Genomic DNA, 15,043 nt, shown 5'->3' on the forward strand with positions numbered 1-15,043 from the left:
CCGAAGCGGGCGTTGACACCTGAGAACTCGTAACACGATCATGAGGATGCGTTGTTGAGGCGTCGCCAGCAGATGAGTGCGCAGGCGAGTGAGACGAAGGCGTTGTGGAGGTCGAGGCGTCGTTCCCGGCGGACGGCAGGTCGCTTGAACTGGTGGAGTTGGGCGAAGGTCTGCTCGACGACGTGGCGGAGCCTGCCGAGGCCGATGATGTCCCGTGATCCCTTGCGGGAGATGACCGGCAGGATCCGGCGCTGGCGCAGTTGTCGCCGGTTGGGGTTGCTGTCGTAGCCCTTGTCCCCGAGCAGGGGTGTCGGGGCGTTTGCGGGGGTGCCCGACTCGGCCGGCGACGGGCGGGATCCCGTCGACCAGGTCGAGGGTCTGGGTGACGTCGTTGACGTTGGCGGCGGTGGTGATCACGTGGAACGGAATGTCGCCGCCGTCACTGATCAGGTGGTGTTTGCTGCCGGTCGTGCGGCGGTCAACCGGCGAGGGGCCTGTCGCCTCGCCCCCTTTTTCGCGCGTACGTGGGAGGCGTCCACGCAGCGTGTCCAGTCGATCAGGCCGGCCGTGTTCAACTCGGCCAGGAGTGTGCGGTGCAGGTCCTCGAAGACTCCGGCCGCCTGCCAGCGACCCAGGCGCCGCCAGGAGGTCTGCCCGGAGCCGAAGCCGAGCTCCAGCGGCAACTGCTGCCAGGTGATGCCGGTGTACAGCACGAACAGGATGCCCTGCAGGCAGCGCCGATTATCCACAGGCCGCGGGCCCGGCGACAGGTTCGGCCATGCCGGAAGCAGCGGCTCGATCCGAGCCCACAACCCGTCATCCACGATCCACGGCTTCTTGCTCACGCCATCACGAACGGACGAATCCGTCGACAAGGCTGGCGAGGTGACGAAGTACCTCAACGAACACGCTGAGGCTGCTAGGACTATTCGCGGTGCAATTAATCGGGTTGCGAATTCGCCAGCGCTTGAATCGATCACAGGTTCGCAGTTCCAGGAGAGGCCATACAAGCCCCCGCTCCGGACTAGCGGCCCGCGCCTGAGAACAGCGGGCATGCTGAGTACACTAGGTGGCATTACCGATAGCCTCCTCATAGTCGACGTCGTTGTACAGTATCTGAGGGGCGGGATTAGCTATTGTGAGATTTCTGGTGGGGACTGCGGGCCTCCCCCTGTGGCGTAGCCCCCAAAACATCGATGATGCAGCGAGGTGACTGTGCCCGTGTCTAAAAAAGTATCTTCCGATGCGGAGTACGTGCGCGCAGCTCTGCTCCACTGGCTGCCCGAGTGCCTTCCCTTGGTTGAGGAGCTGGAGGCCGCTGAGGTCGAGTCGGCGCGCGACCTAGGTCTAGTTCCGCAAGAAATAGGGATTTATTCGCTCCTGTCCGAGGCGTTTGTCTGGCCTGTGCTCGTCCCTGCGCTAGAGAGGCAGCTACCAGGTGACCCCGTGGTGGTGAGATGTGCTCGCCTCATTGAAGAGCTCGTCACTTCCCCCAGTTCGGAGGTTCGTCAAGCAGTGAAGATTCGAGTAATCGAAATCCTTGCCGGATCAGGCCTTCCGATGGAAGAAATCAAGAAGAGTATCGGACCTGTAACTGCTGGCCTGGTAGCCGCTAGTAGGAATTGAGCGATGTTCACAATACCTGCTGAAAAGCCTGACCGAGGGATCTTCCGCATCACGCGCGCAATGCACTTGTGGTTGACGTACTCGTCCGCCTTCCGGAACTCGGCGGTGATCCTGGGGACGCCGTGGGTGCCGTCCGATTCGCGGTGCACTTCCCGTATCCGGGCGGCGAGGTGAGCGTCTGCCGCTTGCCGGGCTGCCCGGGCACCGGCTGTTGCGTGCTAGCAGTAGAAGTTGGAGCGGGCGATGCCGAGGATGGCGCACAGCCGCTTGACGCCGTAGCGGCGCTGGTGGTCGGCGACGAACTGGAAGCGGTTCACCAGCGCGTCTCCCCGGCGAAATACTTGGCCGCCTTCCGCAGGATCTCCCGTTCCTCTTCCAGTTCGCGGACCTTCTTGCGCAGGGCGGTGTTCTCCGTTTCCAACGGCGTCGGCGGTTCCGCGGGTGCCGCTGCCCGGCGTCCCCGTGGCCGGCTGACTCCGGCCGCCCGGACCCAGTTCCGCAACTCGCCGGGTTGATCCCCGAATCAGCGGCAAGCTGCCTGATCGCTGCCTCGGGCCGCGACTCGTACAGCGTGACCGCGTCCGCCTTGAACTGCGGCGGATAGCTCTTCATGACCACGAGATGTCCGTCCTCAGGTCCTCAGGATCCGGTGTCTCGTGTGTCCAAGATCAGGGGTCACGGCCCGTACGCGCTTGCCCCGTCACCCCGTCACCCCCGGCGCAGACCAGCGACCTCTGCCTGCGCGGGGGCACCTGGGCGTCCGCAGGGCCGGTCGGCCACGGCGCGATCCGGTGGCCTGCCGGCGTCTCAGCGGCGGGGGGTGAGGCATACCGTGCCGCTCAGGTGGATCCTGGCCTGGTCGACGTAGCCCGAGAGTTCGCGTCCGACGACGGAGCCGTAGTAGCGGTGGGCGTAGTGGCTGTGCGGCTGTTCCGGGGCCAGGTCGAAGTAGTCGCCGCGGTGGATGCCGTCGCCCACCGGGGCGCCGTGGGCGTCGAGGACGTTACCGTCGCTGGTGACGACGTACTGCCGGGTGGCGCGGCAGGGGAAGTCGCCCGGCTGGGACCGCCCCGGCGTGCGGCCGGGACCGGACGGGACGGCGCCGTTCCGGTGTCCGGTGGGGTGGAACGCGACGGCCGCGTAGCCGAGCGCCGCGATCACGACCGCGGTCACTGAGGCGGTGAGCAGGACCCGCCGCTGCCGTGACCGCGGCGCAGGGGTGGCTCCGGGCGGCGCCGGCTGTGCGGTCGGCCCGGCGGCAGGGGTCGCGGGCCCGTCGGCGGACGCCGGGCGCGGGCCAGGGGTGGCGGGCACCCCCGGGGGAGCCTCGGCCGGGGGCGTCGGCGGGACTTCGGCCGGCCCGCGGGGCGCGGCTGCTCCCGGCACTCCCGGCGGGGTGACGGCCGGGGGGACGAGCGGGCCGGCGTCGGCGTTCTCGCCGGTGTCCGCGGACATCCCCAGGGCCTGGCGAGCGGCACGCCAGGCGGGTAATCGGGCCTCGGCACCGTCCCCGAGGGCGGTGATGATCGCCTCGGCCACCGGCCACGGCGGGACGCGCGTGCCGTTGGTCGCCTCGTTGCAGTAGGTGCTGCTGTAGCCCGCCCTGGCGGCGAGCTGGCGCACGCTCAGCCCGGATCGCCGCACGAGTGCCGCCATCAGGTCGTGCCATGCCGCGACCGGGTCCGGTGCCTGTGTCATCCCGTTCCTCGTCCCCTCGAAAGCTCTGCCCGCGTCAGGTGTCCGCCGGTGTCCGCGGACGTCCGCGGACACCGGAGAGCTGGGCGGACACCCCCCTGGACACCTAGACCTGTCAGTGGCGCCGCTGTCCGGCGGACGCCCGGCCGCCCCGGCCCCCGGGCTCGTAGCCCGTCCGGCCCGGAACCCGGCCGGACGCCCCGGCTCGCCCCGGCGCGACGACATGACGACACCTCGACGACACGACATCAGGAGATCCCCCATGCGTCTGTGGAAGCCTTTCGCACTCGCCGCCGCCACAGTAGCGGCGTCCGCCTCCGTCCTGGCGGCCCCCGCCTTCGCCGCCAACGGGCAGGGCGACAAGTACACCCACTCCACCACTCTTTCGCAGCCGAGTTGCTTCATCCATGCCAACTACCCCAAGACCGGCGTCGCTGACTGGGGATGGACGAAGCCGCAGCGCTCACCGAAGGGCGGCTCCTACCACGTGGGAGTCCGGTACACCTACCGCGGCTACGCGCTGGTGAAGGACTACGGAGCAGCCGGGGAGCCCAGTTGGGGTTTCGTCGCCACATCCTGCCTGACGGATCCGCACGCCTACGACACGCACCACCGCCAGCTCCCCGACCGTCGTGCCGTGGGCGGCAGCGGGGCGGTCAAGTCGGTGGCGATGAGCGCCCCGCACGCCGGCAAGTCCAAGCGGGGGCTCGTCCACGTGGGCACCGGGCAGGTCGGCACCCTGCGCGACGCCGGGAAGTCCTTCGCCATCGGCAACGTCCGGGCCGGCGATGCCTTCTACCTCACCACCGAGCACTGCGGTAAGCACGACACCCGTGCCTGGATCCTGGGTTACGCCCCCGCGTCCGGCCGCTGGGGCTTCGTCCAGGCCGCCCACCTGCCGGCCTGCCACTGACCTGGAGCGCGGGCCGAGGGCTCGTCCTGAGCGCCTGTCCCGGTGCCGGGCGCCGTCTGGGCGGCGCCCGGCCGCGGCACTGCGCCGGGTCACGGCTTCAGGACGACCTTCGTCCATCCCCGGTCGCGGTCGTCGAAGTGCTGGTAGGCGTCGGCGTACAGGGGCAGCTCGTGCGAGACGATGAACGACGACTCGGCGCCCGGTAACCCCGTCCGGACAACCGGCTCACCAAAGCGGACACCCCCACCGCTATCCACGACTGCCTGGACGCGGCGGGCAACATGACCGGCGTCGACGCCCTCTTCACGTGCCCCGACGCCAGGACCACCTACGCCTTCAACCAGCTCACCCGCCTCAGCGCCGCATACTCCGGCACCGACAACGGCGAACGCACCCGCCTCGGCGCGACCACCTTCCACAACGGCCCCGAAGGACTCGCCGCCTCCACCACCGCAGGAACCGACACCGGATACACCCGCGATCCCCAGGGCACACTCAACTCCATGAATACCGGGGGCACTTCGTACTACTACCCCACCGACATCGACGGCTCCGTCCTCGGCCTGGCCAACGCCGCCCGCACCCACAACCACAACCCCTACGGCCAGGACGCCTCTACCCCACCGGCCCGTACAGAACGGGCGCCCGTTACTACGACCCCACCCCCGGCCGCTTCACCCAAACCGACCCCTCCGGCCAGAAAACCAACCCCCTACCTCGCCCTCGCCGGTGACCCCATCAACCACACCGACCCCAACGGAAGATCATTCTTCGGCAAAGCCTAAAGTTCGGATATTTCGCCAGTTTGATGAAGAAAGTAATAACCGAAGACGACAGCGGAGCGTTCGCTGCTAAAGTCGGATTTTTGGTGGGAATCGGAACAGAAGCGATTTGCGATGCAGCCGCCGCTGCCGGAGCCGCGCCTACTCTGGGAGCGAGTATCGGCCTAGGCATCACGGGCTGCACCGTGCTGGCATCCGGCCTCGCTGCGGCGGCCACCGCTGGCACAGAAGCCGCTCAGTAATAAACCGTGGCGAGGGTGGGTGTCACGCGGCACCCACCCTCGTGAGGAGATACATATGGTCAAACCGCTTCTGACGATCGCGGGTTTCGCTGCGGTCATTCTTATCGTTCTGGGTGTCAGCGCGGCGATAAAAGGCAACGGGGCGCTGGCCGTCATCCCCCTCGTCTTCGGTATAGCCATGATCGGGGCTATAGCGTGGATCAGCCACCGCGCCTCCGCCGGTGGCAATAAATGAGTCCTCGCATCCCTGATCCCACACAGGCATTCGGTCAGCTCAGCCTCGTTTCAACGACGGAGCCCGGTGCCGGACAGGCGGTTGCCGTAGTGTTCCTCGCCTCGTTGGCAATCGTCGTCGGGTACTACATCATCATCCGACGTCGAAATAGCCCGTACCGTGCGGGCCGCCACCAACACCCGGAACGCTCACGCTTCCCCGATTACCGAGCGTTCCGTCGCCCGGGCCACATGATGGGTGGATGCAGATCGCTCCGCGCGCCTTCGCCCATATCCGCCTCACGGTCACCGGCGTCGACCGCTCCCGCGCCTTCTACGAGGACCTCTTCGGACTGCCCGTGGCCTTCGAGCTGCCCGCGGACGCGGACGACAAGACGCGCGAGGAACTGTCGTTCCTCTACGGCGACGTCAGCTGCCGACTCGGTGACTCCCTGCTCGGGCTGCGCCCGGTCGCCTCGGACCGCTTCAGCGAGGACCGGGTGGGCCTGGACCACGCGGCAGCGAAACAGGCCCGCAGAGCCCCGCCGCGCCGCTGACGCAACTGGGCGAGGCCGTCGTGGCCCAGGACGCCGTGAACCTCAGTGAATGGGTCACCGAGCAACTGCCGACAACGCTGCGGCCCGCGTCCTGGGCTGCATCCTCCACCTCGCCGACGCCGCCTACGACGCCCGCCGGTGGTGGCAGTACGCCGCCGGTGAGGACCGCGCAGCCTCCCACTGCCTGTACCTGTCACCTGGCACGCGGAGAACCCACAGCCGCGTCATGGCTCGGCCAGTACAAGCCGCATCCCGGCCCGGCACCCCGAATCGAGCGGGCGGTATCCCGCACGGCGGGCAAACTGCTCGCCGAAGACGCCGACATGAGCCTCCATACCCTGCTCCGGGTCCTGCCCAGTCTGCGCTCTGCGACGCGCTTGGCTGCGGCTACGAACAGACCGCCGCCGTACTTGAGTTCGTACCCACCACCCTCGGAACCGGCCACCGGAGACCTGCCGAAGACGTCGGCCTGCCCGTGCCCAGCCCCTACTTCGCCGACCAGTTCATCTCACTGCTCGCCGCAGTCGGCGAAACCCGCCCCGGGACCCCGACCGCCTCTATGCCCTCCGCGCGCCGGCACCCAGGCGCCCACCTGGATTCCACACTGGAATCGGAGGGAATCGAGACCCGGGCGTTACCCGGTGGCGTGGACGGCCGGGGCTGCGAGACGGTACGCCGTCAGCTTCACAGCTGGTCGTCGCGCTCTGCTCGTTCGGCGGGCAGACTCGTGCGGCCACCGCTGCACGGTCGGTGCGTCACACGTAGACGAGTTGATACAACGGCTAACACAATGAGGTGGATCGGTTTTGGTGGCCGGGTCCGGCTTATGAGTTGAGCGTTGGGCTGGTCGTTGGTGCCTCGCCGTGGATTGTGTCGGATGAGCTGTAGGAGCGGATCGAGCCGCTGCTGCCGAGGAGGGAGCGGCGGTTCTGGTTTCCGGGACGTCGGCCGGTATCTGACCCGGAGGCGCTGTCACCCGGCTCCAGTCCCTGCCAACACGAAGGAGCACCGACGAAATGGCGTGTGCGGGGTGACGGAATGAGGCCGCGTTCTCAGAGTGGGGTTGCTGCGCCGAGGTGGGTCCTTCGCTTGGCCAGCGGCCGGGGGGAGTCGGCGGATAGCGTGTTCAGTCCGCGCGAGGGGTGAGGGGGGCGTGTGCTGGTGGGGAACGAACAGTTAGGTGTTGTACTGGTCCACGGAATCGCAACACGCAGCCGTCTCACTCAATCAAGTCCACACAGGTCAACTCCATGCGATCAACTTAGTTCGGTTAGACGGGTCATCCACGGTGACAGCGGGCCCGGGGAATTTCGAAGCGGGATCCGTCCGGGCCCGGGGCCTGTGACGGCGCAGAGGGCACCGGAGAGTCGGTGGGGCGGACGCGCCTGCTGACAGGCAGGTGCTTGTCGGTGCGTATCGGAGTAGATGCCAAATGAGCGTCTGACAGGCAATAACGGCGAACAGGGCTCATAAGGACACATCGGCCGCTAACATCGCCTGATTCCGCTTGGCCCGGGTGATCCGCCCGGCGGTCCGCGGAGTGAGCTGAGGGGTGGGACTTATGCCGGGGACACGACGTGCGCTGGTCGCAGCGGTGACAGGAATGCTATTAGCGGCGGGGCTCATGGCACCCGCGGCACGTGCCGAACTCCCGCAGGACATGCCGCAGCCGTCGGCTGCGGCATGGCAGCAGCCCGTTGAGAGTTCAGGGCTGCTCCATACGGACTTGCAGGGGAACTCCAGCGTCCAGGGATGCACGGGCAACGACAGCACAGGGTCGATAGTGCAGCGGTTCACTGCCGGTGGGTCTCCGCTTCCCGGCGCGCCCGCAGGAGCGCTGGCGTCTTGTGTCAGCATGGTGAGCGCCAGTGGTCTGACGGTAGGCATCCGCCCACGCCCGCACGGCAACGGCACCGATCCTTCGGTCGTGGCGGCGTACCAGGGCGCGGCGTTGAAGTGGACCCGCCCCATCAGCGTGACGTGCGGCCAGTCTCCTGTCGCTATCGGATACGGACAGCTCGTCCCGGGCGCGGACGGCAACATCTACGGCGCCGGCACCGCTTACACCAACTGCGGCTGGCAAGCCGTGATCTTCGGCATATCCGCGACGACCGGGGCATTGCTGTTCGCCAACCGGTCCGCGGACGCTTCCGGCATCGTCGGGGCCTACCGGCGGGGCCTGGTAGTGGAGAACTACGCCGGAGACGGCGTGCGGTACATCGACTACCACGGCAACGACATCGGCCGCGTTCGCGTGGTGTCCGCCGCTGCCGAGATGCCGCAGCGGCTCGCTGTGAACCCCGACGGCTACGTGTTCGCGTACCTCACCAACCGCAGCGGCCCCACCTCCAAACCCGACTGCTGGCGGTACGACCCGGTCAACCGCCTCGATGTGTTCAACATCAGTGGCCGCACCGGCCGTTACACCCTGCCATACTGCGCCGACCCACTCATCAACGCTTGGACCGCTGCCTCGTGGGGGGTGCCGGTCCTGCTGACTGTCACTCAGGCTGGAAGCAGCACCGACCGCCTGATCGCTGTCGATCCCAGGGGCCATCTACTGTTCACCCGTACCGTCCCCGAAAGAGACGACGCCCGCGACCGCGCCTACGCACCGGTCGCCGTCCAAGCCGACAGCCGCGGCCACATCGTGCTGCTGCGCAATGTCACCTATAACGCGTACACCTCCACCAGCTTTCAGGTAGACACCTACAGCCACACCACCGGCGCGCCGGTGGACTCCTTCGACACCTCCGCGCTCGACTCCGGCGCAGGCGGAAACAGCAGCCAGTACGCCCTAGCCGAAGGCCGTCTCTACGTCGAACAAGTCCAGTGCACCGCCCCGGACGGGCTATGTGGCACTTGGCAGACCGTGCTGGTGTCCATGCCGCGCCCGGGGCTGGGGATGGACGAACCTCGCGCCACGCTCCTGAAATCCAGTGCGCCGCTTCCGGCGCCGGTCTCGACTGTCGCGCTGGGCGACTCCTACTCCTCTGGCGAGGGCAATCCGCCGTTCGACGCCGCTTCCCACGCCTGCGATCGTAGCCCGCAGGCGTGGCCCCGGCTGCTGGCGGTAGACGACGCGGCCGTGCATCTCGTAGCGCACCTGGCGTGTTCAGGGGCGGAAATCTCGGCGCTCAGCTCGACGTTCAAGGGGGAACCCGCACAGGTGACGACCCGTCTGCGTTCCCTTCGGCCCGCACCGAGCCTGGTCACGCTCACTATCGGTGGAAACGATGTCGGCTTCTCCCGCATCCTGACCCACTGCTTCCTCAGCGACTGCGTCCTGGATCGCACCCTCGCCCACGCGAGGAGCTACATCAGCCAGACGCTCCCGGGGAAGCTGCTGAGCGCCTACCAGCTGGTCAAAACGACAGCTCCGCATGCCCGGGTAGTCGTGGTCGGCTATCCGCGGTTGTTCCCCGCGCAGCAGTCGGCCACCAGGCGGTGCGGCTGGCTCACACCTTCTGAGCGCTCCAATCTCAACGACCTGGCCGCGCAGATGGATGCCGCCACCCGGGCCGCGGCCACCCGCGCTCACGTTACCTACCTCTCGGTCCTGAACAGCTTCGACGGTCACGAACTGTGCAGCGCCTCACCATGGGTCTACGACGTCGGCCGGAACGGCGGCGACAACCGCGGCCACCCCCTACCCGCCGGACAACGCGCCATCGAATCCGCAGTACGGCGGGTGATCGACGCCGTCTGACCACCACCAGGCCACACCGCCGGTGAGTGTCGCGAGGCTGGAGTGGCCTTGAAGGGTTCGCCCGGCCGTCCTCGCCTCAGTGACGCGCAGATCGCCCGGCTGGAGCAAGAGTTGCAGCGCGGTCCGCTAGTCCACGGATGGGCGGACCAGCGGTGGACGCCGACGCGGGTGAAGACGCTGATCGGGCCGCTGTGCCACGTCTCCTACACCGTTGAAGGCACCTGGTGGTTACTGAGACGGCACAGCTGGTCCTGGCGCAGCCAGCCCGGTGGGTGTTCGAGCGGAACGATGCGCCGAACGTCGGAGACGCCGACCTTGGCCTCATTACGCGTCTCGTAGTCCTCGGCCGCCGCCAGCCCGTAGGCCACGCCGGGCTCCGGCGCTGCGGGAAGCTTCGTGCGTCACCGCTGCGGCGCTCGTGCTGTCGGTCGCCGTGGCACTCGGCACGGCACCGGACTGGGCACCTACCGCTGGGTCGTCGAGCGAACCTTCGCCTGGCTCCACGGTTTCAAACGACTCCGCATCCACTGGGAACGACGAGCTGACATCCTCGAGGCCATCCTCAAACTCGCCTGCTGCTTGATCACCCTGCGACAGGTCAACTCATTGTGTTGGCCGTTGTTAGTACTCCAGTCGTAGATCGTGACCTTGCTGGTCGGGGCTGGTGCGGAGATGGCTGCGGCCCCCGTTGATCACCGTGAGTTGTGTGGACAAACGAAAATCAGGCGGTGGCCGCGGGGCACAGCGGAGTGCCTGCCCGGTGGCGGGCGATGTTCGACCAGCTGATGAGTCGCGTGACGGGCCGGTTCGCTCGGGTCGAACCGGCCGCTGCCGGTCTCCTGCCGACCCCTTCGCTCACCCACGCCGTGCTGTCCGCGCTCACCCGCCTCGATCCTGGCACGGGCGTCGACCAACTGGCGTTCGCTGCCCGGCTCGCGGCCGCCGATCCGGAGGCCGCCGCCCTCGCCGCTTTCCTCACCCGCGCCGCCAGCGGGCAGCCGTGAGCGCCGACCGCAGCGTCGTGGTGTGGGTGACGGTGTCAGAAGCTGTTTTCGATCCTTCTCCTCGAACGGCAGCCGGGCGTGGCGCGGCGGGGGTCGGGTTGAGCGAGCGCGCGGGCAACGAACTCGTCGGTTCTGAGGGCCTGCTTGCAGTTCCATGACGGATGCTGTGCTGGGTGGGGCGAGCGATGACGCTGGGTGTCACCGGCTCCGAGGTGGGCGTGAACGCAGGCCCAAGGCGGCGTAGACCAGGGTGTTCGGTGTAGCAGCGGTGCGGGCTGCGAGGTCCTCAAAGTAGATCCAGAAGTGGTTGTCGTGGACGCGTCTCTGTTGGTAGACGTATGGGGCCAGGGCGTCCCACATGCGGACGATTCCCGTACCGAAGGAGCCGACAACCAGTTCCTGATCAATTATGCCGTGGGCGACAAGCCTGCCGAGGTCATCGAAGAACATCCCTATCTTCAATGCATGGGGGCGAGCTTCGTCGGGAAGTTCGGTAACGCCGCAGTCGACGGAGTGCCGGGCTAGATCGTTCAAGACATACTTCTCATCTTCGAGGTAGGTGGACTCCGGGCCGTGGACTAACTTGAAGGCTTCGAGGATCACCGGCAGGTGGTTCCCTCCGTTGCTGAGGCGGTTCTGCCGCAGGGCCAGCAGCAATGCCAGAGAGGCGATCACTATGGTGGCGAGGTTCAGGACTATGGTCACGTCCACGGACTCTATGAAAAAGTGGCCTCGGGGCCCAGGGTCAGGGTCGCTTCGTGCCAGGGTGACCGTGGTGCCGTTGAGAACGATCAGTCGCGTTCGGCTTCGCGGGAGGCCGGTTGCCCGCTGCGGCGGGAGGACCGGCGGGTGATGCACCGGGACAAGTCTCAGCCATCAACTTGTGGGCAACCGCCGCCGGCGCGAGCGCCTCGACAGCCACAGCCGTGGCGCAGTACCGCTACGACTCCGTCGGGCGGCAGGGCCGTCCGGTCAAGCAAGGCGAACTCATCGCCGTATCATTCGCTGTCCTGAGCCTCTGGGCGTGCCAGTACTTCCTGGACGGTCATGTATCGGCACACTCCAGTAGAGAGAGATCTACCAGGACCGGTAGATTTCCCAGCAGCCGCTCCCTTTTTCGGCCTTCGTCCAAAAAGGCTCGGGAGTTGTAGGGAATGACTGCGTGCCCGTCCTCGACGTAGGCGTGCTCCGGCTCAAGCCTCATCGTCTCCGGGTCCCGGCCTGCACCGCCCTGCACCAACAAAGTAGAGGTAGCGCCCAGCACTTCAGTCATTGACAGCTCGTCAGTTCATCCTCATGAGTTAGCACTCCCCCAGCCTACCGGCTGGACCGTTCCTAACTGGTAGTCGAGGAAGACGATATTACCGTCCACGTTGACCACATTGAAGACATGACCAATTCTGGATCCCGTGCCTCCGGTAACCGCAATGAGAACGCGACCACCTGGGCCCCAGAGGAGTACGTCCTCCATGACGCCACTCAAGCGCGCCCCCTCAAATCCAAGAGGCCGACGGTCGTCAGCAGGGCCGATCCTCTCCTGCCGCCCTTGGCCCCGCCAAGAACAGTTACGACAATCTGCTGAACCAGTTGGTCTGCGGCGGCGTACTCGTCGGCGAGTTGGTCACAGCTTTGCTGACAGAGCATTTGGGGCAGCGCGGTAGAGGCCAGGTCATATTCCCCCCCTGATACACAGCGGAGAATTCCACAATCTCGCCACGGAGTTCGCCAGGCTCAGCCACAGCCGATCGCCTGGGACGCTCACTTCTACGGCACTCCGGGAGACCCGAACTCCGGCGAGGCCACTGCGTCATCGAGCGGACCCGCTGAGACGCCAAGCGCCGTTTACGAACCGATACGGCCGGTACCAAGAATATCGGGCCTGCCCGCGGTTGGCCGCGCTGCTTCCACACCTTCGCTTCGGCAGCACAAGCACGACCACCTCGGCCTCGGCTGGAAGCGTTGTTCCGACGCGGCATCCCCAGCGCGTGGCGTGATGCCGGTGGCACCAGCCCATAAGGATCATGGCATGCAACGATTAGCCGGTGCGGCGGCGCCGCGGGGGCCTGGTTGGTGCGGCCATCGCCCAACTCACCAAAGCCCACTCTCGCAGATGTGTTGGCAACACTCGCGCCGAGGACTCTGCCGTAGCACAGGCACAAAGCCCCTTCGTAGCCGACGCGCTGGTCTGCGCCTATTGGGCGGTATGGCATATCAGCCCATACGACCACCCCGGCCCCCGCGGACGGACGGCGTTCTCCGCAATCAGAATGGGGTTGCTGGGACGGCATGGAGCATGTGCCCGCAGCCGAGACAGACGTTCACAGGGACCCCGACGACCCGGCGGCTCCTGGACAGTTCGCACGGCCTCGGCTGTTCGACGGTGACCGCGATACCGCACGGCCGCTTCTGTCTCGCACCTGTCCGACGGTGCGCTTCCACGGGCAGGACCGCGCTGGCAACCGGGCGCCGCGAGGACAAGTAAAGGTGCGGGCACTGCTCGGCATCTGGCGGGAGTCCGTCACCAAGATCCGGGCCATGTGCGGGCCAACTCCGTAACCCTTTCGACAGGCCGGGCGCCACCTTGGGGACCTCAGCGCCGTCGGGCTACGGCGGTGAGAGTCGATTCGTTCACACGTCGAGTGAAGCAAGTGCCCTGCGAGTGACGTCGGCTGGGGCCGCAGCGATGACGTTGTTGAGCGCGTCCATGGAAGCCTGAAGGTCGCTGATGGCCTGAGCGATGCGGTCGCGTTCCTGGTGGAGGTCGGCGAGCAGGTCCGAGCAGGTGGGGACGAGACGGTCGCCGGTATCCCGCAGGCACGGCAGGACCGCGGTGATGGTGGAGGTGCCCAAGCCGGCGGCCAGCAGGCTGCGGATGCGGCGGACCACGGCGACGTCCTCCTCGACGTATTCCCGGTAACCGCTGGGACGACGCTGCGGATGGAGGAGACCCTGCTCCTCGTAGTAGCGCAACAAGTACACGGCCACATCGGTCCGCCGGGACAACTCACCGATACGCACAGGGACCTCCTGACAGTCGCGCGGACATTGCCCGTTCGGGCTTGACTCTCATACCCATGTGAGACTTTAGCGTCTGCGGCATGAAGGTGAACAAGGGTTTCGCGACGCTCGCCGCACTGTGCGTAAGCGTCTTCGTCGTGGGTACCTCGGAGTACCTGATCGCCGGGTTGCTGCCCCAGGTCGGCGAGGATCTGGACGTCTCCGTGGGAACCGCCGGACAAGCAGTGACCGCATACGCGCTCGGAGTCGTGGTCGGAGGGCCGCTCATGGCCCTGCTGACCTCGCGTCTGCCGCGCAAGGGCCTCGCCATCGGGCTGATGCTGCTGTTCGCGGCGGGCAGTGCGACGAGCGCGGTGGCGCCGTCCTTCGGCCTGCTCCTGGTGGGCCGCGTGGTGTCCTCGCTGAGTCACGCCGCTTTCCTGGCGCTGGCGCTGGTGACGGCGGTTCGGGTGGTCCCGGCCGAGAAGACGGGCTCGGCCATCGCCACCGTGGCCTCCGGCTTCACCGTGGCCACGCTCCTCGGAGTGCCCCTGGGGGCACTGCTCGGGCAAAGCGCCGGATGGCGGGCTCCATTCGCCGCGCTGACCGTTCTGTCCCTGGTGGGCACCGTGCTCCTGGCCGCCGTACTGCCCCGTCAGGAAGCCCCGTCCACGCGGTTACGTGACGAGATACGCGTGGTGACCCGTCGGCCGGTCATGCTCGCCATCGCCACCACCGCGGTGGGCTTTTCCGGGGTCGCCACACTGTTCACCTACATCGCGCCGCTGCTGACCCGGGTCTCCGGTTTCTCCGCCGACGCGGTCTCCGGCCTGCTGCTCGCCTACGGCGCGGGTAGTTTTCTCGGCAACCTCACCGCCGGAAAGCTGACCGACAAGTCGATGAGCGCCACCGTACGCGGGGTCTTCGGCGGGCTCGCGGCGACGCTCTCGCTCATCCCGTTCGCCGTGGTGTGGCAGCCCACCGCCGTGGCGGCAGTCCTGGTACTCGGTCTGTTCGCCACCGCGACCATCGCCCCGCTACAGGGACTGATCCTGCACCACGCGGGCGCCGCGCCGAGCCTGGCGGTCTCCGTCAACGTGGGCGCCTTCAACCTCGGTGCGGCAGCCGGCTCGGTCATCGGCGGCGCGATCGTCGCCGCCGGTGCTCTGCGGTGGACCGGCCTGGCGGGCGCGGTCCTGAGCCTGATCGGACTGGCCCTGACCTATCTCGTCCTGCCGCGGACACGGACATCGGCGAAGGACGCCGGACACGAAGCCTCGATCAACGCCTGATTCCCCGTCCCAG

12 protein-coding genes and 4 pseudogenes are annotated in these 15,043 nt (G+C 67.2%); 8 read left to right on the forward strand and 8 right to left on the reverse strand.

Annotated elements, in window-relative coordinates; genetic code table 11:
* Positions 1–38 precede the first annotated feature (38 nt).
* The 3 genes and pseudogenes from ACIOC1_RS15100 to ACIOC1_RS15110 all read right to left on the reverse strand — a co-directional run bounded on the left by ACIOC1_RS15100 (position 39) and on the right by ACIOC1_RS15110 (position 3,324).
* Positions 39–845, reverse strand: a pseudogene (locus ACIOC1_RS15100) (IS5 family transposase).
* Between the two features lie 663 nt (positions 846–1,508).
* Positions 1,509–1,790: pseudogene (locus ACIOC1_RS15105) on the reverse strand (transposase); the annotation flags it as partial.
* Between the two features lie 643 nt (positions 1,791–2,433).
* Positions 2,434–3,324: a helix-turn-helix domain-containing protein gene (locus ACIOC1_RS15110; RefSeq protein ID WP_401854498.1), complete on the reverse strand. Its 891-nt coding sequence runs from the start codon at positions 3,322–3,324 to the stop codon at positions 2,434–2,436.
* Between the two features lie 259 nt (positions 3,325–3,583).
* Between ACIOC1_RS15110 and ACIOC1_RS15115 the strand changes: the two genes are divergently transcribed.
* The gene (locus ACIOC1_RS15115) at positions 3,584–4,234 is read left to right on the forward strand and encodes a hypothetical protein (RefSeq protein ID WP_401854500.1); all 651 of its coding nucleotides are present in this window, start codon (positions 3,584–3,586) and stop codon (positions 4,232–4,234) included.
* 89 nt (positions 4,235–4,323) lie between these two features.
* Here ACIOC1_RS15115 and ACIOC1_RS15120 read toward each other — a convergent pair.
* A pseudogene (locus tag ACIOC1_RS15120) lies at positions 4,324–4,431 on the reverse strand (aldehyde dehydrogenase); the annotation flags it as partial.
* 84 nt (positions 4,432–4,515) lie between these two features.
* On the opposite strand from ACIOC1_RS15120, the gene ACIOC1_RS15125 reads away from it, so the two are divergent.
* From ACIOC1_RS15125 to ACIOC1_RS15140, 4 genes are all read left to right on the forward strand, one after another.
* A complete protein-coding gene (locus ACIOC1_RS15125) occupies positions 4,516–5,019 on the forward strand; it encodes a hypothetical protein (RefSeq protein WP_401854502.1) in 504 nt (167 codons plus the stop codon).
* A gap of 294 nt (positions 5,020–5,313) precedes the next feature.
* Positions 5,314–5,493 carry a hypothetical protein gene (locus ACIOC1_RS15130; protein ID WP_401854505.1) on the forward strand — a complete coding sequence of 60 codons (180 nt, stop codon included), beginning with the start codon at positions 5,314–5,316 and terminating at the stop codon, positions 5,491–5,493.
* Between the two features lie 241 nt (positions 5,494–5,734).
* Positions 5,735–6,028, forward strand: a complete 294-nt coding sequence (locus ACIOC1_RS15135) for a VOC family protein (RefSeq protein ID WP_401854508.1) — start codon at positions 5,735–5,737, stop codon at positions 6,026–6,028.
* Positions 6,029–7,883: 1,855 nt separating this feature from the next.
* Positions 7,884–9,737 carry an SGNH/GDSL hydrolase family protein gene (locus tag ACIOC1_RS15140; RefSeq protein WP_401854510.1) on the forward strand — a complete coding sequence of 618 codons (1,854 nt, stop codon included), beginning with the start codon at positions 7,884–7,886 and terminating at the stop codon, positions 9,735–9,737.
* A gap of 203 nt (positions 9,738–9,940) precedes the next feature.
* On the opposite strand, the gene ACIOC1_RS15145 is transcribed toward ACIOC1_RS15140, so the two are convergent.
* On the reverse strand, positions 9,941–10,105 hold the full coding sequence (locus ACIOC1_RS15145; RefSeq protein WP_401854912.1) for a hypothetical protein: 165 nt from the start codon (positions 10,103–10,105) through the stop codon (positions 9,941–9,943).
* Between the two features lie 52 nt (positions 10,106–10,157).
* Here ACIOC1_RS15145 and ACIOC1_RS15150 point away from each other — a divergent pair.
* Together ACIOC1_RS15150 and ACIOC1_RS15155 are read left to right on the forward strand one after the other, a co-directional pair.
* Positions 10,158–10,376 (forward strand): annotated as a pseudogene (locus tag ACIOC1_RS15150) (transposase); the annotation flags it as partial.
* A gap of 146 nt (positions 10,377–10,522) precedes the next feature.
* Positions 10,523–10,741, forward strand: coding sequence for a hypothetical protein (locus tag ACIOC1_RS15155; protein WP_401720305.1), 219 nt, complete (start codon positions 10,523–10,525; stop codon positions 10,739–10,741).
* Positions 10,742–10,939: 198 nt separating this feature from the next.
* Here the strand turns inward: ACIOC1_RS15155 and ACIOC1_RS15160 are convergent, their stop codons facing one another.
* From ACIOC1_RS15160 to ACIOC1_RS15170, 3 genes are all read right to left on the reverse strand, one after another.
* Positions 10,940–11,452, reverse strand: coding sequence for a hypothetical protein (locus tag ACIOC1_RS15160; RefSeq protein WP_401854512.1), 513 nt, complete (start codon positions 11,450–11,452; stop codon positions 10,940–10,942).
* A 583-nt stretch (positions 11,453–12,035) separates the two neighbouring features.
* Complete coding sequence (locus tag ACIOC1_RS15165) at positions 12,036–12,272, reverse strand: toxin glutamine deamidase domain-containing protein (protein WP_401854895.1); 237 nt, start codon at positions 12,270–12,272, stop codon at positions 12,036–12,038.
* A 1,097-nt stretch (positions 12,273–13,369) separates the two neighbouring features.
* Positions 13,370–13,759 carry a MerR family transcriptional regulator gene (locus ACIOC1_RS15170; protein ID WP_266608394.1) on the reverse strand — a complete coding sequence of 130 codons (390 nt, stop codon included), beginning with the start codon at positions 13,757–13,759 and terminating at the stop codon, positions 13,370–13,372.
* A gap of 80 nt (positions 13,760–13,839) precedes the next feature.
* Here ACIOC1_RS15170 and ACIOC1_RS15175 point away from each other — a divergent pair, with 80 nt between their 5' ends.
* Entirely contained in the window at positions 13,840–15,030 is a 1,191-nt protein-coding gene (locus tag ACIOC1_RS15175; protein ID WP_401854516.1) for an MFS transporter, read from the forward strand.
* The last annotated feature ends 13 nt before the right edge of the window (positions 15,031–15,043 follow it).

Origin of the sequence: Streptomyces sp. NPDC088197, assembly GCF_044741185.1 — a bacterium.
GTDB lineage: Bacteria > Actinomycetota > Actinomycetes > Streptomycetales > Streptomycetaceae > Actinacidiphila.